Source organism: Streptomyces sp. NPDC085946 (assembly GCF_044540485.1).
Lineage (GTDB): Bacteria > Actinomycetota > Actinomycetes > Streptomycetales > Streptomycetaceae > Streptomyces.
The window spans coordinates 274,662-291,885 of record NZ_JBITSF010000005.1; the positions used below are offsets into that span (position 1 = coordinate 274,662).

Here is a 17,224-nt window from a genome sequence, read left to right on the forward strand (position 1 = left end):
CGCCAGACACGCATGAGCACGCACGACCGACCCCCGCAGGACCGACTGACGCACCTCGACGAGGCGGGCGCCGCCCGTATGGTCGACGTCTCGGAGAAGGACGTGACCACGCGCACGGCCCGCGCCAGCGGCCGCGTCCTCGTCTCGCCCCGGGTGGTCGAGCTGCTGCGCGGCGCGGGCGTCCCCAAGGGCGACGCCCTGGCCACCGCGCGGATCGCGGGCATCATGGGCGCCAAACGCACCCCCGACCTGATCCCGCTGTGCCACCCGTTGTCGGTGTCCGGTGTGACACTGGACCTGTCGGTCGCGGACGACGCCGTGGAGATCCGGGCCACCGTGCGGACGACGGACCGCACGGGCGTCGAGATGGAGGCCCTCACCGCGGTCTCCGTCGCCGCGCTCACCGTGATCGACATGGTCAAGGCGGTCGACAAGGGAGCGGTCATCACGGACGTGCGGGTGGAGGAGAAGACGGGCGGCAAGTCGGGCGACTGGAGCCGGGCATGACGGGCGACGCGCCGATCGGCGGCGCCCTGCCCGCGCCGTACAGCGCCCTGGTCGTCACGGCCTCCAACCGGGCCGCCGCCGGGGTCTACGAGGACCGGGGCGGCCCGCTGGTCGCCGAGGGCCTGAGGGGCTTCGGCTTCGCCGTCGACGGGCCGCAGGTGGTCCCCGACGGTGACCCCGTGGAGGCCGCGCTGCGCGCCGGCGTCGAGGCGGGCTACGACGTGATCGTCACCACGGGCGGCACGGGCGTCTCGCCCACCGACCGCACCCCCGAGGCGACCCGGAAGGTCGTCGACCGGGAGATCCCGGGCATCGCGGAGGCCATCCGGGCGTACGGGCGGGACAAGGTGCCGACCGCGGCCCTGTCCCGCGGACTGGCCGGCGTGGCGGCGGGGACGCTGATCGTCAACCTGCCGGGCTCGTCCGGCGGGGTGAAGGACGGCCTCGCCGTCCTGGAGCCCCTGCTGGTGCACGCCGTGGACCAGCTGCGCGGCGGTGACCACCCCAGACCGGACGCGGACGGCGGGGGTGCGAGCTGAACACCCCCTCCTGGCCCGTCGAGCTGGCGGACGGCGACGTCCTGCTCCGGCCGATAAAGCTGCGCGACCAGGCCGCCTGGCGCGAGGTCAACCGGCGCAACCGCGACTGGCTGCGCCCCTGGGAGGCGACCATCCCGCCGCCCGCCCCCGGCGGCCCCCTCGCCCACCGGCCCACGTACCGCCAGATGGTCCGCCACCTCAGGCGCGAGGCGAACGCGGGCCGGATGCTGCCGTTCGTCATCGAGTACCAGGGCCGGCTGGTGGGCCAGCTGACGGTCGCCGGGATCACCTGGGGATCGATGTGCTCGGGGCACGTCGGTTACTGGGTGGACGAGGCGGTGGCCGGGCGCGGGGTGATGCCGACGGCCGTGGCGCTCGCCGTGGACCACTGTTTCCGCACCGTCGGACTGCACCGCATCGAGGTCTGCATTCGCCCCGAGAACGGTCCCAGCCGGCGGGTGGTGGAGAAACTCGGATTCCGCGAGGAGGGGCTGCGGCCGCGTTATCTCCACATCGACGGGGCCTGGCGCGACCATCTCGTCTTCGCGCTGACGGCGGAAGAGGCGCCGGAGGGGCTGCTCAGGCGCTGGCACCGGGCACGTTCCCACAACGAGCCGCGGAACCCGGGAATCCCGCGAAGCCCGGGAAATTGAATAAATGTTCGAAATTGATCGCCCGCCGGCCGTGTCGGGGCATTGAATTCGCGGGCCCGGTGTCCTGCTGATCACATGGATCACAAAAAAAGTTCGAAATATCAGCCAGATCGTGCGACACACCGGCTCAATTGGCAGATGGCCTCACGCAAACCCCTCTACCGTGTGAGGCGTGAGCAGCAGCGGCCTCATCTACGCAGTCATTGTCGGGGCCTGGGCCGCCTACTTGGTGCCGATGTGGCTCCGTAGGCAAGACGAGCTGAACGAGGCCCGTCCGACGGAACGCTTCAGCACCGCCATCCGGCTCCTGTCCGGACGAGCGGGCATGGAGCGCCGGTACGCCAGGGACCTGCAGGCGCGCTCCGCCGACGAGGGGGAGCCGGACGCCGTCGACCCGGACGCGGTCACCGACTCGGTGGACGTCCGGGCCTTCGCGGTGTCCCAAACCCGCCCGCAGGCACAGGTGCCCGCGGCGGAGCGGTCCGACCCCGAGGCGGTGACCGAGCGCGTCGAGCGCGTGGAGCCGCTGGTGTCCGAGCGCGGCGACCGGCCCTCCGGGCCCGCCGAGGCGCCGGCGGAGCGGCGGGTGCCGGCGGCCCGGCGGGCGCCGTCGGTGCAGGCCGCGCAGGCGGCCGCCGCACGGGCCCAGCGCTCGAAGGTGCTCGCGCGCCGGCGGCGCACCACCATCATGCTCTTCCTCGCCTTCACCCTCGGCGCGATCGTCGCCGCGGTCGGCGGGCTCGCCTTCCTGTGGGCGCCCGGGGTGCCCGCCGTGCTGCTCAGCGTGTACATCGCCTACCTGCGCAGCCAGGAGCGCCGCCGCTTCACCTACCAGATGGACCGCCGTCTGGCCGAGGCCGCCGCGCAGCGGCTGCGGGAGCGCCAGCGCCAGCCGCGCCGCCGCCCGGCCGCCGCGTCGCTCGGCGAGGAGACCGACGAACCGGACCGGGCGCCCGAGCAGGAGGCCGACCCCGGCCTGTCGGCGCTCGCGGCGGACCGGCGCGCGCTCGTGGAGCAGACCGACCACGCCGAGTGGGTCGACCAGCAGCGCGAGCGGCAGCGGCGGCCGGGCCAGGGCGACAGCTGGGACCCGGTGCCGGTGCCGCTGCCGACGTACGTGACCGCGCCGGTGGCGCCGCGGGCCACGCCGGACGTGGATCTCGGGGCGCCCGACGCGTGGAGCTCGGCGCGGTCCAGCGCGGCCGCGCCGGACCGGGAGGACGGGGCGGAGACCGCCGGCGCGGCGGACCCGGCGGAGGCCGGGACGCACCCCGAGGTCGAGGCGGACGACGCCGGGCACGGCGACGCCCTCCCGCAGGCCCGGAAACGCCCGCGCGGGGGCGCCTCCGCGGGGGCGTCGGCCCGGCGGGCCCGGGAGCGCGGACGGACGCCGCTCTTCGACCAGTACGAGGACGGGGACCGGCCGCGGGCCGCCAACGAGTAGCCCCGCGAAGCCGCAGGTGGCCGCCGTCCGGGAGCGGATTTCCGAGCAGGCCGATCGGGGTGCTAAAGTTTCACTCGTTGCAAGGGCCTGTGGCGCAGTCCGGTAGCGCACCTCGTTCGCATCGAGGGGGCCAGGGGTTCAAATCCCCTCAGGTCCACGCAGCATAGAGCCCCTGCCGGGATCCCCGGCAGGGGCTCTGTCGCGTGTCCGTGCTGACGGGGCCTCAAGTGGCCCGGGTCACAGCGCCTTCGCGTAGCACCGGCTCGACTCGTGGAAGCGGTAGTAGCCGAACTTCGCGCACGGCTCGTAACCGCTGGAGGTGTAGAGGGCCACCGCCTCCGGCTGCTTGGTGCCGGTCTCCAGGACCATGCGCACGCGGCCGGCCGCGCGGGCGTCCTCCTCCAGGGCGGCCAGGATGCGGCGGGCCAGCCCGCGGCCGCGCATCGACTCGACCACGAACATCCGCTTCAGCTCGGCGTCCCCGTCCAGGTTGCCCTCGTCGTTCGCGTCCTGGGCGCGCCAGCCGCCCGAGGCCACGGGCACGCCGTTCACGTCGTACGCCAGCAGGTACAGGCCGTTCGGCGGCTTGAAGTCCGACGGGTCCAGGGGGGTCGCGTCGCCGCCGTCGCCGTACCGGACGTGGTACTCGGCCTGGACCTCGTCGTTCAGCTTCACGGCGTCGGGGTGGTCGAAGGGGACCTGGCGGATAGTCATGCTGGTCACCGTATATCAATTCACTCTCGTGGTGAGGGAGGGGGCGCGGAGTGCGCGTGGTCCAGAATCGGACCTCGTCCAGTGTGCCGGTATCGTGCCGGGGTGCTCACTGTGACCTCCGTTAACGTGAACGGGCTGCGTGCCGCCGCGAAGAAGGGCTTCGTGGAGTGGCTCGCGCAGACCTCCGCCGATGTGCTGTGCCTGCAGGAGGTGCGCGCCGAGCCGGAGCAGCTGCCCGGGTCCGTCCGCGCGCCCGAGGGGTGGCACGTCGTGCACGCCCCCGCCGCCGCCAAGGGGCGCGCCGGGGTCTCGCTGTACACCCGGCGGGAGCCCGACCGCGTCCGGATCGGCTTCGGGTCGTCCGAGTTCGACGCGAGCGGGCGCTACGTCGAGGCCGACCTGCCCGGGCTCACCGTCGCCTCCCTCTACCTGCCCTCCGGCGAGGTCGGCACCGAGCGGCAGGACGAGAAGACGCGCTTCATGGGCGAGTTCCTCGGCTACCTCAAGGAGCTGCGGGAGCGGGCCGCCGCCGACGGGCGCGAGGTACTGGTCTGCGGCGACTGGAACATCGCCCACCAGGAGGCCGACCTGAAGAACTGGCGTGCCAACGGCAAGAACTCCGGCTTCCTGCCCGAGGAGCGCCAGTGGCTGGGGCGGGTCCTGGACCCGGCCGACGGCGGCTACGCCGACGTCGTGCGGGCGCTGCACCCCGGTGTGGCGGGCCCGTACTCCTGGTGGTCCTACCGCGGGCGGGCCTTCGACAACGACGCGGGATGGCGCATCGACTACCACGTGGCCACGCCCGGGCTGGCGGCGCGGGCGGTCAAGGGGTTCGTGGAGCGGGCGGCCACGCACGCGGAGCGGTGGTCGGACCACGCGCCGGTGACGGTGGTCTACGGGCCGTAGCGGCGGCGCCCGGCGGGCGGCCCGGGAACGGCGGCGCGGTGCGCGGGCGTCATCCGCGCCCGTGGTCCGGCGCCTCCCGCCCCTGCTCCCGCAGCCGGCGGTCCAGGGCCAGGGAGAGTTCCGCGTCCACCACGCTCTGGGCGAGCGGGCGCAGGCGGGCGAGGTCCTCCTCGGGGGCGTGGCCGAGGATCAGGTCGGCGAAGAGTTCGGCGAGGGCGTCGGCGTGCTCGCGGACGCGGGCGCCCGCCTGGAGGACCGCGGAGAGCGGGATGCCCTCGCGGACCAGGGCCGTCGAGACGTCGAGCAGGCGGCGGCTGATGTGGACGATCTCGTCGCCGTCGGTGCCGAGGTAGCCGAGCTCCATCGCGGCGGCCAGGTTCCCGGGGGTGTCCTGGCCCTCGAAGCGGGCGGCGAGTTCCTCGGGGGTGAGGCGGACCGGCTCCTCCTCGGTGAGGGTGCCGAAGCCCAGCAGGTCGGCCACGTCCCGGCCGTGGTCGAAGGCCTCCGCGAGTTCGGCGATGCCGCTGAGGGTGTGGCCGCGTTCCAGCAGCGCCGCGATGGTGCGCAGGCGGGCCAGGTGGTGGTCGTCGTACCAGGCTATGCGGCCCTCGCGGCGCGGGGGCGGGATCAGCTTGCGCTCGCGGTAGAAGCGCAGGGTGCGCACCGTGATGCCGGCCAGACGCGCCAGCTCTTCCATGCGGTATTCACGCTTCTCGGCCACGGGGGCACCTTAAGTCGTACCGCCGGTAACTTTCCCCGCGAGACCCCTACCCATGAGTACGGAGCTGCTCTACCCTCCCCATTGCGCCAGTGTTCACTGGCGGAGTTCTAGGCGATGCGTGGAGGCTTCGGGATGGCCGAGCACGAACACGAGCGTGCGCAGGAACATGTACGGGTCGCGGTGGTCGGATCCGGGTTCGGCGGGCTGGGCGCCGCCGTGCGGCTGCGCCGCGAGGGGATCACCGACTTCGTCGTGCTGGAGCGGGCCGGCAGCGTCGGCGGCACCTGGCGGGACAACAGCTATCCCGGGTGCGCCTGTGACGTGCCGTCACACCTGTACTCCTTCTCCTTCGCGCCCCACCCCGACTGGCCGCGCACCTTCTCCGGGCAGGAGCACATCCGCGCGTACCTGGAGCACGTCACCGACGTCTTCGGGCTGCGGCCGCACCTCCGCTTCGACGCGGAGGTGCAGCGGATGACGTGGAACGGCGAGCGGCTGTGCTGGGACATCGAGACCGCGAGCGGGAACCTGTCCGCCGACGTCGTGGTGTCCGCCACCGGACCGCTGTCCGACCCGAAGATCCCCGACATCCCGGGGCTGGACTCCTTCCCCGGCAAGGTCTTCCACTCCGCCCGCTGGGACCACGACTACGACCTGCGCGGCAAGCGGGTCGCCATGATCGGGACGGGCGCCTCCGCCATCCAGATCGTGCCCTCGATCCAGCCCGTGGTCGGCAGGCTGACCCTGTTCCAGCGGACCCCGGCCTGGGTCATGCCCCGCATGGACCGCGCCATCACCGGCGCCGAGCGGTGGCTGCACCGGCGGCTGCCCGTCACCACCCGGCTGCGCCGCGGACTGCTGTGGGGCATCCGGGAACTGCAGGTCCAGGCGTTCACCAAGCATCCCGACGAGCTCGGCTTCGTCGAGCAGCTGGCCAGGCGCAACATGGCCCGCGCCATCAAGGACCCGGCCCTGCGGGCCAAGCTGACCCCGGACTACCGCATCGGCTGCAAGCGGATCCTGCTGTCCAGCGAGTACTACCCGGCGCTCGCCCGGCCCAACGTCGACCTCGTCGCCAGCGGCCTCGCCGAGGTCCGCGGCTCCACCCTCGTCGCCGCCGACGGCACCGAGGCCGAGGCCGACGCGATCGTCTTCGGCACGGGCTTCCGCGTCACCGACATGCCCATCGCCGAGCGGGTCGTGGGCGCGGACGGGCGCACGCTCGCCGAGACGTGGAAGGACGGCATGGCGGCCCTGCGCGGCGCCTCCGCGGCCGGCTTCCCCAACTGGATGACCATCATCGGGCCCAACACCGGCCTCGGGAACTCCTCGATGATCCTCATGATCGAGTCCCAGCTGAACTACCTGGCCGACTACCTGCGCCAGCTCGACGTGCTCGGCGGCCGGGTCGCCCTCGACGCCCGCCCGGGCGCGGTGCGCGCCTGGAACGACAAGGTGCAGGAGCGCATGAAGCGCACCGTGTGGAACACCGGCGGCTGCACCAGCTGGTACCTCGACGCCGGCGGCCGCAACACCACCATCTGGCCCGGCACGACCGCCGAGTTCCGGCGCGCGACGCGCCGCGTCGACCTCGGTGAGTACGAGGTGCTGCGCGCCCCGGCCGGGCGGGACGCCGGTGCCCGGCGGGACGCGGAGGTGGGCGCGTGAGCCGCCTGCTGCACGTCTCCTCGGGGCCGTACGCCCCGCCCGCCCCGGTCCGTGAACTGACCGCCCTGTCGGCGGACGGTGCCCGGCTGCACGTCGAGGTGCACGGGCCCGAGGGCGCCCCCGCCGTCGTCCTCGCCCACGGCTGGACCTGCTCGACGGCCTTCTGGGCGGCCCAGATCCGCGCCCTGTCCGCCGACCACCGGGTCGTCGCCTACGACCAGCGCGGCCACGGGCGCAGTCCGGCGAGCCCCGCGTGCAGCACCGACGCGCTCGCCGACGACCTGGAGGCCGTGCTGGCGGCGGCGCTCGCGCCCGGCGAGAAGGCCGTCGTCGCCGGGCACTCCATGGGCGGCATGACGGTGATGGCGGCCTCGGCCCGGGCCGGCTTCCGGGAGCACGCGGCGGCCGTCCTGCTGTGCAGCACGGGCAGTTCGGAGCTGGTCGCCGGCTCGACGGTGCTGCCGATGCGGGCCGGGCCGCTGCGGACCTGGCTGACCCGGCACGTCCTCGGCTCCCGCGCCCCGCTCGGACCGGTGACGCCGCTGGCCCGCCGGATCCTCAAGTACGGCACCATGGGACCGGGTTCGGCCCCGCACATGGTGGAGGCCTGCGCCCGCATCGTGCACGCCTGTCCCCGCGCGGTGCGGCACAGCTGGTCGCAGGTGCTCGACCTGCTCGATCTCGACCACGCGGTACGCGAGTTGGCGGTGCCGGCCGCGGTGGTCGTCGGGACGGCGGACCGGCTGACCCCGCCGGCGCAGTCCCGGGCGCTGGCCGCCGCGCTGCCGCAGTGCCTCGGGCTCACCGAACTGCCGGGCATCGGCCACATGACGCCGGTGGAGGCGCCGGACCTGATCACCGGGAAGATACGCGAACTCGTCAGCACGTACGTGAAGGTGAAGGAGGGGGCATGAGCAGGGTGAGCCTGGAGGGACGGGTCGCCGTGGTGACCGGGGCGGCGCGCGGCGTGGGCGAACTGCTCGCCCGCAAACTCTCCGCCCGCGGCGTGAAGGTGGCGCTGGTGGGGCTGGAGCCGGACGCGCTCAAGGAGGTCTCCGCGCGGCTGCACAGCGACAGCGACCACTGGCACGCCGACGTCACCGACCACGAGGCGATGGCCCGGGTCGCCCGGGAGGTCAAGGAGCGCTTCGGCCGCGTCGACATCGTGGTGGCCAACGCCGGGGTCGCCACCGGAGGGCCCTTCACCGAGTCCGACCCGGAGTCCTGGCGGCGGGTGATCGAGGTCAACCTCGTCGGGTCGGCGGTGACGGCCCGCGCCTTCCTGCCGCTGCTGCTGGAGACCCGGGGCTACCTGCTCCAGATCGCCTCCCTCGCCGCGATCACCCCGGCGCCGATGATGACGGCGTACTGCGCCTCCAAGTCCGGTGTGGAGGCGTACGCGCACAGCCTGCGCGCCGAAGTCGGGTACCGGGGCGTGAAGGTCGGCGTCGGCTACCTGTCGTGGACCGACACCGACATGGTGCGCGGGGCCGACCAGGAGGACGTCATGCGGGAGTTGCGGCAGCGGCTGCCCTGGCCGTCCAACAAGACGTACCCGCTGGGCCCGGCGGTGGACCGGCTGGTGGCCGGGATCGAGCGGCGGGCCGGCCACGTGTACGGGCAGTGGTGGCTGCGCGGCATGCAGGGCGTGCGCGGGTATCTGCCCGCGGTCATCGGGACCGTGGGGCAGCGGGAGATGCGGCGGTTCGCGGACCGGCTGGAGGGGATGCGCACGGGGCTGGTCGGAGCGGGCGGCGCGGCGGACGAACAGGAGCGCGTCACGCACCGTAAGTGATCGACATGCGCAGGGTCATCGCCCGTGTGAATCTGGTCGGGCCAGATCCCCTCACCCCCCACGGGAGTGAACCCACATGGGTATGAAGGACCAGTTCCAGGAGAAGTCCCAGCGCATGCAGGAGCAGGCCAAGCAGAAGATCGGCGAGGCCAAGGAGCGCGGCCAGCAGCAGCGCGGGCGCCGTCCCGAGGACGAGGACACCGAGCGCATGCGGCGCGAGGAGCGGGAGCGGGTCGAGCAGGACTACGACGCGTAGTCGCTGCGCTCGGCTTGAGCAGGTGATGCGGGGTGCCCTCCTTGGAGGGTGCCCCGCGTTGTCGTGCGGGTCTTCGGGGTGTTGTGCCGGGTGGGGTGTGTCGTCGGGTGGCGGTGGTGGGGGGTTTGCGCAGTTCCCCGCGCCCCTGAGGTGTGCTGTTCCCCGCGTGTCTGAGGTGTGCTGTTCCCTGCGTCCCTGGGGTGCGCAGTTCCCCGCGCCCCTGAGGTGTGCTGTTCCCCGCGCCCCTGAGGTCTGCTGTTCCCCGCGTGCCTGAGGTGTGCTGTTCCCCGCGCGCCCGGAGGGGTGTCGCCCCTGCTGTCCGTCAGGAAGGTCGTGGCGGGAGCTTCGGGCGGGACCTGTCGGGCACGTCCTCGTAAGTGGGGGGCTTGGCCGGGGGGTTGGATTCCAGGAGGGTCAGGGCCAGGCGGACCGCTTCGGCCAGCTGGGCGTTGCGGCCCTCCGCCCAGTCCAGGGGGGTGCGCGGCACCTCGACGTCGGGGTCCACGCCCCGGTTCTCGACCGACCAGCCGTAGGCCTCGAACCAGGCGGCGTTCATCGGGACGGTGATGACCGTGCCGTCGCCGAGGCGGTGCCGGCCGGTCATGCCGACCACGCCGCCCCAGGTGCGCTGGCCGACCACCGGGCCCAGCTTCAGCAGCTTGAAGGCGGCCGTGATCATGTCGCCGTCGGAGGAGGTCGCCTCGTCCGCGAGGGCCACCACCGGGCCGCGCGGGGCGTTGGAGGTGTACGACACCGGCTGCGCGTTGCGCGTGAGGTCCCAGCCCAGGATGGTGCGGGTCAGCTTCTCGATGACGAGTTCGCTGATGTGGCCGCCCGCGTTGCCGCGCACGTCGACGATGAGGGCCGGGCGGGACACCTCCATGCGCAGGTCCCGGTTGAACTGGGCCCAGCCCGAGCCGCCCATGTCGGGGATGTGCAGGTAGCCGCAGCGGCCGCCGCTCAGGTCCCGCACCACGGCGCGGCGTTTGGCCACCCAGTCCTGGTAGCGCAGGGGCCGTTCGTCGACCAGCGGGACGACCGCGACCCGGCGGGGCGGGCCCGCGCCCTCCGCCGGGGTGAAGGTGAGCTCGACCGTCGTGCCGCCCGCCCCGGCCAGCAGCGGGTAGGGGCCCGCCACCGGGTCGACCGGGCGGCCGTCGACGTGGGTGAGGACCGCGCCCTCGCGGATGCCGGTGCCGGCCAGCGGGGAGCGGGCCTTGGAGTCGGAGGAGTCGCCGGGCAGGATCCGCTGGACCGTCCAGCCGCCGTCGCGGAGGACGAGGTTGGCGCCGAGCAGGCCCTGCCAGCGCTGGTAGTGGGCGGGGCCCTCGTTGCGGCGGGCGGCGGCGACGTACGCGTGCGAGGTGCCGAGCTCGCCGAGCACCTCGCGCAGCAGGTCGGCGAACTCGTCCGGGGACGCGACCCGTTCGACCAGCGGACGGTACTGGTCCAGCACCGCGTCCCAGTCGATGCCGCACATGCCCGGTTCCCAGAAGTAGGCGCGGATCAGGCGCCCGGCCTCGTCGTAGGCCTGGCGCCACTCGGCGGCCGGGTCCACCTGGTGCAGGATGCGGCGCAGGTCGATCCAGGTGGTGGAGTCGCCGTCGCCGGGCTCGGTGGCGGGCACCGCGCGCAGGTCGCCCTCGTCCAGCAGGACCAGCCGGGTGCCGTCGCCGCTCACCGCGAACCAGTCGAGGTGGCCGACCAGTTCGGACTTCTTCGCCTTGGCGAGGTTGAAGTGCTCCAGCGTCGGCCGCTCGCTCGGGTCGTCCGGGTTGGCGAAGGTCTCGCCCAGCGCGCCGGAGATCGGCCAGCGCAGCCAGACCAGGCCGCCGCCCGCGACCGGGTGCAGCGCCGAGTACTTGGACGCCGCGACCGGGAACGGCGTCACCCGGCTCTCCAGCCCCTCCGCCTCGACCGTCACCGCCCCCGCCTCGCCGGACTCCTCCTCGGCGACCGGGTCCAGGCCGCCCGCGGCCGGACGGCCCTCCGGGTTGAGCGCGAAGGGCGAGGGGGTGGCCGAGGACAGCGGCACCAGGTACGGGCGGCAGCCCAGCGGGAACGACAGGTCCCCGGTGTGCACGTCGTACACGGGGTCGAAGCCGCGCCAGGACAGGAAGGCGAGGTAGCGCCCGTCCCGGGTGAACACCGGGTTCTCGTCCTCGAAACGGCCGTTGGTGACGTCGACGACGAACGTGTCCTTGATCCGCGCCATCTTGATCTGCCGCAGCGACCGGCCGATCCCCGGGTGGGACCACGTCAGCCAGGTGCCGTCCGGGGAGAACGCCAGGTCCCGCACCGGCCCGTTGACCGACCGGACCAGCTCGGCGACCTCGCCGCCGGAGTCCTCCGCCACGTCGACCAGCAGCAGCCGGCCGTCGTGCGAGGCGACGGCCAGCCGCTCGCCGTCGGGGTCCGACACCAGTTCCAGCACCCGGCCGAGCCGTCCCGGAGCCAGCCGCCGCGGCGCGCGGTCGCCGGTGGCCCGGGGCAGGGAGGCGATCTCGATCGCGTCCTCGCCCTCGGCGTCCGTCACGTAGGCCACCTGCCCGCTCGCGCCCAGCATCTCCGGCAGCCGCACCCGGACCCCGGGGGTGTCGGTGAGGGTGCGGGCCGGGCCGTCCCGGTGGGTGAGCCAGTACAGGCTGCCCCGGACCACGACCGCGCTGGCGCGGCCCGTCTCGTCGACGGAGATCCCGCCGACGTGCTGCGCGGCGGGCACGTGGTGGCGGCGCCGTCCCGCGCGCGGCCCGCTCAGCCGGACCTCGATCCGGCGCGGCGCGGAGTCCGCGGCCAGGTCGTCGACGACCCACAGGTCACCGGCGCACTGGTAGACCACCCGCGTGCCGTCGCTCGCGGCGTGCCGGGCGTAGAAGGCGTCGTGGTCGGTGTGGCGGCGCAGGCCGGAGCCGTCGTACGCGCACGAGTAGAGGTTGCCGACGCCCTCGTGGTCGGAGAGGAACGCGATCCGACCGCCGACGAACATCGGGGCGTCCAGGTGGCCGTCCAGGCCGGCGAGCAGCCGCTGCCCGTGCAGCCACAGGCGGCCCGTCGCGCCGCCCCGGTAGCGCTTCCAGGCGGCCGGCTCGTGCGGCGGGGTGCCGGTCAGCAGCAGGCTCCTGCGCTCCCCGTCGATCTCGGCGACCTGGAGGTCGGAGACCGGACCCCAGGGCAGCTTGCGGCCCGGGTCGCCGTCGGGGGAGAGCTTGTAGGCCCAGGTGAAGTGCGAGAAGGGCTCGCCGTGCGAGGCGACGGCGAGGATCGCCCCGTCCGGGTCCCAGCCGCACACGCGCGTGTCCGCGCTGCCCCAGTAGCTGAGCTGGCGCCCCGGGCCGCCGTCGACCGGCACGAGGTGCACCTCCGGCACGAGGCTGCGCCAGCTCGTGTACGCGAGGTGGCGGCCGTCGGGGGAGAAGCGGGGGTGGCCGGCCTTGGTGCGGTCCACGGTGAGCCGCCAGGCGCGGCCGGGTCCGTCGAGGGGCGCGAGCCAGAGATCGTCCTCGGCCACGAAGCACACGAGATCGCCATGGAGGTGCGGAAGGCGCAGATAGCTCACCTCCCCATGCTTTTCCGCGGGCCGGGCCGGGGCAACTCGTGCCGGAGCGGACGGACGTGACCCGCACCACGTACGAAACCGTTTCGTTTCTGTAGGGCGGATGCGCTACTCTCGACGTGTACGAAACGGTGTCGTTCTGATGGAGGGTGACCGGGATGGCCGACAGCGCGACGGCGCGGCGCAGCCGCATCACGCCCGAACGCGAGGCCGAGCTGTACGAGGCCGTGCTCGACCTGCTCCGCGAGGTCGGCTACGACGCCCTGACCATGGACGCCGTGGCGGCCCGCACCCGCTCCAGCAAGGCCACGCTCTACCGCCAGTGGGGCGGCAAGGCCGAGCTGGTCGTCAGAGCCGTCCGGCACACCAAGCCCGGCCCGGTCGACGGGATCGACACCGGCTCCCTGCGCGGCGATCTGCACGCCCTGGTGGCGCGCGACGACGACTGCACCATCGAACGGAACTCGGCGCTGATGCGGGGCGTGGCGATGGCCATGCACAACAACCCGGACCTGCGCCGGGAGTTCCGCGACCAGCTGATCGAACCGGAGATGGCGGAGTTCCGGCGCGTGATCCAGCGCGCCGTGGACCGCGGCGAGGTCCGCCCCGACTGCCCGGCGCTGGACTTCCTCCTGCACATGATGGTCGGAGGGTTCGCCACCCGGGCGCTGCTGGACGACCAGCCGCCCACCCGGGCCTTCCTCACCTCGTACCTCGACGCCGTGGTCCTCCCCGCCCTCGGCGTCGCCACCCCCTGACACGTCCCCGAGCCAGTCCCACCTGACGTCACCGCTCACGTCGTCGGGCCGAGCACCCCTGCCCTGACACACCCACGACCTGACCGGGAGTACGCCCTCGTGGCCACGTTCCTCTACAAACTCGGACGGTTCTCCTTCCGGCGACGGCACCTCGTCGCCCTGATATGGGTGGCGCTGCTGGCGCTCGCGGGCGCCGGCGCGGCCGGTGCCCCCGCCGCGGGCTCCACCTCCTTCTCGATCCCGGGCACGGAGGCCCAGAAGGCCTTCGACCTGCTGGAAGAGCGCTTCCCCGGGACGAGCGCCGACGGCGCCACCGCGCGCGTCGTCTTCAAGGCGCCCGACGGCGAGAAGATGACCGACGCCGGTCACAAGGCGACCGTGCGGAAGGCCGTCGGCGAACTGTCCGACGGCTCCCAGGTCGCCTCCGTCACCGACCCCTACCGGGCGAAGTCCGTCAGCGAGGACGGCACGATCGCCTACGCCCAGGTGTCCTACGAGGTCTCCGGCATGGAGCTCGAGGAGGCCGGCAAGGACGCCCTGGAGGACGCCGCGCAGCACGCGCGGGACGCCGGGCTGACCGTCGAGATCGGCGGTGACGCGCTCCAGACCGTCCCGCACACCGGGACCACCGAGATCATCGGCATCGCGGTCGCCGCGGTGGTGCTCGTCATCACCTTCGGCTCGCTGCTCGCGGCCGGCCTGCCCCTGCTGACCGCGCTCGTCGGCGTCGGCATCGGCGTCTCGGCGATCACCGCGCTGGCCGGCCCCCTGGACCTCGGCTCCACCACGTCCACACTGGCCACGATGATCGGCCTGGCCGTCGGCATCGACTACGCGCTGTTCATCGTCTCCCGCTACCGCGCCGAGCTGGCCGAGGGCCGCGAACGCGAGGAGGCGGCCGGCCGGGCCGTCGGCACCGCGGGCTCGGCGGTGGTCTTCGCCGGCCTCACGGTCGTCATCGCGCTGGTCGGCCTGTCGGTCGTCGACATCCCGATGCTGACGAAGATGGGCGTCGCGGCGGCGGGCACGGTCGCCCTCGCGGTCCTGATCGCCCTCACCATGATCCCGGCCCTGCTGGGCTACGCCGGCCGCCGCGTGCACCCGGCGGGCGCCAGGGGCGGGCTGCGGGGCGGCGGGCGCGCGGCGCAGCAGCCGGCCCGCCCGAACATGGGCACGCGCTGGGCGAGCTTCGTGGTCCGCCGCCCGGTCGCGGTGCTGCTCCTCGGTGTCGTCGGCCTGGGCGCGGCGGCCGTCCCGGCGGCCTCGCTGGAGCTGGGCCTGCCCGACGACGGCTCCCAGCCGACGTCCACGACCCAGCGCCGCGCCTACGACCTGCTCTCCGAGGGTTTCGGCCCCGGCTTCAACGGCCCGCTCGTGGTGGTGGTCGACGCCAAGGGGTCCGACGACCCGCAGGCCGCCTTCACCGCGGTCGGCGACGAGATCAAGGGCCTGGACGACGTCGTGACGGTCACGCCGCCGGCGCCCAACAAGGCCGGCGACACCGCGACGATCACCGTCGTCCCGGACTCCAAGCCGTCCTCGGCCACCACCGAGGACCTGGTGCACGCCATCCGCGACACCGGCGCGCAGGTGCGGGCCGACACGGACGCGGGCGTCCTGGTGACCGGCTCGACCGCGATGAACATCGACGTCTCGCAGAAGCTCGACGACGCGCTCGTCCCGTACCTGGTCCTGGTGGTCGGCCTCGCCTTCCTCCTGCTGATCGTGGTGTTCCGCTCGCTCCTGGTCCCGCTGAAGGCGGCCCTCGGCTTCCTGCTCAGCGTGACGGCGGCGCTGGGCGCCGTGGTCGCGGTCTTCCAGTGGGGCTGGCTGGCGGGCCTGCTGGGCGTCGAGGAGACCGGCCCGGTCATGTCGATGATGCCGATCTTCATGGTGGGCGTGGTCTTCGGCCTGGCGATGGACTACGAGGTGTTCCTCGTGACCCGCATGCGGGAGGCCTACGTGCACGGCGAGAAGCCGGGCCAGGCCGTGGTGACCGGCTTCAGGCACGGCGCCCGGGTCGTCACGGCGGCGGCCGTGATCATGATGGCGGTCTTCGCGGGCTTCATCGGCTCCGGCGAGTCCATGGTCAAGATGATCGGCTTCGGCCTCGCGATCGCGGTCTTCTTCGACGCGTTCGTCGTCCGCATGGCCCTCGTCCCGGCGGTCCTCGCCCTGCTCGGCCGCCGGGCCTGGTGGCTGCCGAAGTGGCTGGACCGCGCCCTGCCCGCCGTGGACGTGGAGGGCGAGGGACTGCGCACGGCCGACGCCGGCACGGACGCGGACGGCGCACTGGCCCGCGTCTGACGGCCCCGGCACGCGGCACCGGCCGGTGAGGGCTCCACGGCGACGGGGCGCCCTCACCGGCTTCCCGCCGCCCGGACCGGGCCCGGCCCTCGCGTGCCGCGCCCACGCACCGCTACGGTGCCCCCCATGACGCCCACCGCCCCGGACGTGCGCGAGCGCCTCGCGTGACGCCGCTCGTCACCGCCGCCGTCCTGCTGGCCGCCGTCACCCACGCCGCCTGGAACGCCATCGCCCACAAGATCACCGACAAGCTCGTCGGCTTCACGCTGATCTCGGGCGGGGGCCTGCTCATCGGGCTGGCCCTGGTGCCGTTCACGGCGTTCCCGGCGGGCGGGGCGTGGCCGTACCTCCTCGGCTCGGCCGCCCTCCACATCGCCTACTACGCGCTGCTGATGACGTCCTTCCGGCTGGGCGACTTCGGCCAGGCCTATCCGATCGCGCGCGGCAGCGCGCCGCTGGTCGTCGCCGTCCTCGCCGCGCTCTTCGCGCACGAGGTGCCCGACGGGTGGGCCGCCGCCGGGATCGCGGTGTCCTGCGCGGGGCTGAGCGGCGTCGCCCTGTGGGGGCTGCGCGGGCGGCGGCCCGACTGGGCGGCGATCGGCGCGGCCCTGGCGACCGGGCTGAGCATCGCCGCCTACACGCTCGTGGACGGGCTGGGCGTGCGCGCCTCCGGCTCCTCCCTCGGCTACATCGCCTGGCTGATGGCGGTGCAGGGCACGGTCATCCCGGCGTACGTCCTGTGGCGGCGGCGCGGGCGGACCTTCGCCCTGCTGCGGCCCCACGCCGGTCTGGGGCTGGTCGGCGCCGCGCTGTCCGTCACCGCGTACGCCCTGGTGCTGTGGGCGCAGACGAAGGCGGAGCTCGCGCCCGTCGCCGCGCTGCGGGAGTCGTCGATCATCGTGGGCGCGGCGATCGGGGCCGTGTTCTTCAAGGAGCGGTTCGGCGCCCCGCGGATCGCCGCGGCCGGGCTGGTGGTCGTCGGCATCGGGCTGATGCTGCACGCCGGGTAGGGGCGTCCGGTGCCGTCCCCGTGGGTGCGTCCGCACGCGGTGAGGAGCACCCTGGAAGTAGGTGTTCCGGAGGTGACGTCATGACAATGCACACCGCTGTGGGATGGCACGTGGAGCTGGAGTTCCGGGAGGACGACCAGCGCACCGAGGCGGCCGCGCTGGTCCGGCTGCCCGACGGCAACGAGGTCCGGGCGCACGGGCACGCGTCCCGGCACCGCACGGACTCCAATCAGCCGCGGGTCGGGGAGGAGATCGCCGGGGCCCGTGCGCTCAACGAACTGGCCATGCGGCTGCTGACCAAGGCACACGAGGAGATCGACGAGGCGTCGGGGCGGACCTCGCACCCCATCCACATCTAGGGGCTGTCGTTCGGATCAGGTCGCGGGGAATCGA

General features: G+C 73.7%; 16 protein-coding genes and 1 tRNA gene. 14 read left to right on the forward strand and 3 right to left on the reverse strand.

Annotated elements, in window-relative coordinates; genetic code table 11:
* Nucleotides 1-12 precede the first annotated feature (12 nt).
* The 5 genes from moaC to ACIF8T_RS13525 all read left to right on the forward strand — a co-directional run bounded on the left by moaC (nt 13) and on the right by ACIF8T_RS13525 (nt 3,300).
* The gene (gene moaC, locus ACIF8T_RS13505) at nt 13-507 is read left to right on the forward strand and encodes a cyclic pyranopterin monophosphate synthase MoaC (protein WP_400034415.1); all 495 of its coding nucleotides are present in this window, start codon (nt 13-15) and stop codon (nt 505-507) included.
* The gene (locus tag ACIF8T_RS13510) at nt 504-1,046 is read left to right on the forward strand and encodes a molybdenum cofactor biosynthesis protein B (protein WP_400034417.1); all 543 of its coding nucleotides are present in this window, start codon (nt 504-506) and stop codon (nt 1,044-1,046) included. The genes moaC and ACIF8T_RS13510 overlap by 4 nt, the downstream gene beginning before the upstream one ends.
* Nucleotides 1,043-1,699: a GNAT family N-acetyltransferase gene (locus ACIF8T_RS13515; protein ID WP_400034722.1), complete on the forward strand. Its 657-nt coding sequence runs from the start codon at nt 1,043-1,045 to the stop codon at nt 1,697-1,699. The genes ACIF8T_RS13510 and ACIF8T_RS13515 overlap by 4 nt, the downstream gene beginning before the upstream one ends.
* Before the next feature lie 172 nt (nt 1,700-1,871).
* Nucleotides 1,872-3,143 carry a gephyrin-like molybdotransferase receptor GlpR gene (gene glpR / locus ACIF8T_RS13520; RefSeq protein WP_400034419.1) on the forward strand — a complete coding sequence of 424 codons (1,272 nt, stop codon included), beginning with the start codon at nt 1,872-1,874 and terminating at the stop codon, nt 3,141-3,143.
* Nucleotides 3,144-3,226: 83 nt separating this feature from the next.
* A tRNA-Ala gene (locus tag ACIF8T_RS13525) sits at nt 3,227-3,300 on the forward strand.
* An 80-nt stretch (nt 3,301-3,380) separates the two neighbouring features.
* On the opposite strand, the gene ACIF8T_RS13530 is transcribed toward ACIF8T_RS13525, so the two are convergent.
* On the reverse strand, nt 3,381-3,857 hold the full coding sequence (locus ACIF8T_RS13530) for a GNAT family N-acetyltransferase (protein ID WP_400034421.1): 477 nt from the start codon (nt 3,855-3,857) through the stop codon (nt 3,381-3,383).
* Between the two features lie 102 nt (nt 3,858-3,959).
* On the opposite strand from ACIF8T_RS13530, the gene ACIF8T_RS13535 reads away from it, so the two are divergent.
* The gene (locus tag ACIF8T_RS13535; RefSeq protein ID WP_400034423.1) at nt 3,960-4,763 is read left to right on the forward strand and encodes an exodeoxyribonuclease III; all 804 of its coding nucleotides are present in this window, start codon (nt 3,960-3,962) and stop codon (nt 4,761-4,763) included.
* 49 nt (nt 4,764-4,812) lie between these two features.
* Here the strand turns inward: ACIF8T_RS13535 and ACIF8T_RS13540 are convergent, their stop codons facing one another.
* The gene (locus ACIF8T_RS13540; RefSeq protein WP_400034425.1) at nt 4,813-5,484 is read right to left on the reverse strand and encodes a MerR family transcriptional regulator; all 672 of its coding nucleotides are present in this window, start codon (nt 5,482-5,484) and stop codon (nt 4,813-4,815) included.
* A gap of 132 nt (nt 5,485-5,616) precedes the next feature.
* On the opposite strand from ACIF8T_RS13540, the gene ACIF8T_RS13545 reads away from it, so the two are divergent.
* From ACIF8T_RS13545 to ACIF8T_RS13560, 4 genes are all read left to right on the forward strand, one after another.
* Nucleotides 5,617-7,152 carry a flavin-containing monooxygenase gene (locus tag ACIF8T_RS13545; protein WP_400034427.1) on the forward strand — a complete coding sequence of 512 codons (1,536 nt, stop codon included), beginning with the start codon at nt 5,617-5,619 and terminating at the stop codon, nt 7,150-7,152.
* Nucleotides 7,149-8,066, forward strand: a complete 918-nt coding sequence (locus ACIF8T_RS13550) for an alpha/beta fold hydrolase (RefSeq protein ID WP_400034429.1) — start codon at nt 7,149-7,151, stop codon at nt 8,064-8,066. The genes ACIF8T_RS13545 and ACIF8T_RS13550 overlap by 4 nt, the downstream gene beginning before the upstream one ends.
* Entirely contained in the window at nt 8,063-8,947 is an 885-nt protein-coding gene (locus ACIF8T_RS13555; RefSeq protein ID WP_400034430.1) for an SDR family oxidoreductase, read from the forward strand. The genes ACIF8T_RS13550 and ACIF8T_RS13555 overlap by 4 nt, the downstream gene beginning before the upstream one ends.
* A 76-nt stretch (nt 8,948-9,023) precedes the next feature.
* Nucleotides 9,024-9,203 carry a hypothetical protein gene (locus ACIF8T_RS13560; protein ID WP_400034432.1) on the forward strand — a complete coding sequence of 60 codons (180 nt, stop codon included), beginning with the start codon at nt 9,024-9,026 and terminating at the stop codon, nt 9,201-9,203.
* A 322-nt stretch (nt 9,204-9,525) separates the two neighbouring features.
* On the opposite strand, the gene ACIF8T_RS13565 is transcribed toward ACIF8T_RS13560, so the two are convergent.
* Nucleotides 9,526-12,759: a S41 family peptidase gene (locus tag ACIF8T_RS13565; RefSeq protein WP_400034434.1), complete on the reverse strand. Its 3,234-nt coding sequence runs from the start codon at nt 12,757-12,759 to the stop codon at nt 9,526-9,528.
* Between the two features lie 155 nt (nt 12,760-12,914).
* Between ACIF8T_RS13565 and ACIF8T_RS13570 the strand changes: the two genes are divergently transcribed.
* From ACIF8T_RS13570 to ACIF8T_RS13585, 4 genes are all read left to right on the forward strand, one after another.
* Nucleotides 12,915-13,514, forward strand: coding sequence for a TetR/AcrR family transcriptional regulator (locus ACIF8T_RS13570; RefSeq protein ID WP_400034436.1), 600 nt, complete (start codon nt 12,915-12,917; stop codon nt 13,512-13,514).
* 99 nt (nt 13,515-13,613) lie between these two features.
* Nucleotides 13,614-15,821, forward strand: a complete 2,208-nt coding sequence (locus ACIF8T_RS13575; protein WP_400034438.1) for an MMPL family transporter — start codon at nt 13,614-13,616, stop codon at nt 15,819-15,821.
* 164 nt (nt 15,822-15,985) lie between these two features.
* Entirely contained in the window at nt 15,986-16,831 is an 846-nt protein-coding gene (locus tag ACIF8T_RS13580; RefSeq protein WP_400034440.1) for an EamA family transporter, read from the forward strand.
* Nucleotides 16,832-16,911: 80 nt separating this feature from the next.
* Nucleotides 16,912-17,190 (forward strand): DUF1876 domain-containing protein, encoded by a 279-nt coding sequence (locus tag ACIF8T_RS13585; RefSeq protein WP_400034442.1) that lies wholly within the window; start codon nt 16,912-16,914, stop codon nt 17,188-17,190.
* The last annotated feature ends 34 nt before the right edge of the window (nt 17,191-17,224 follow it).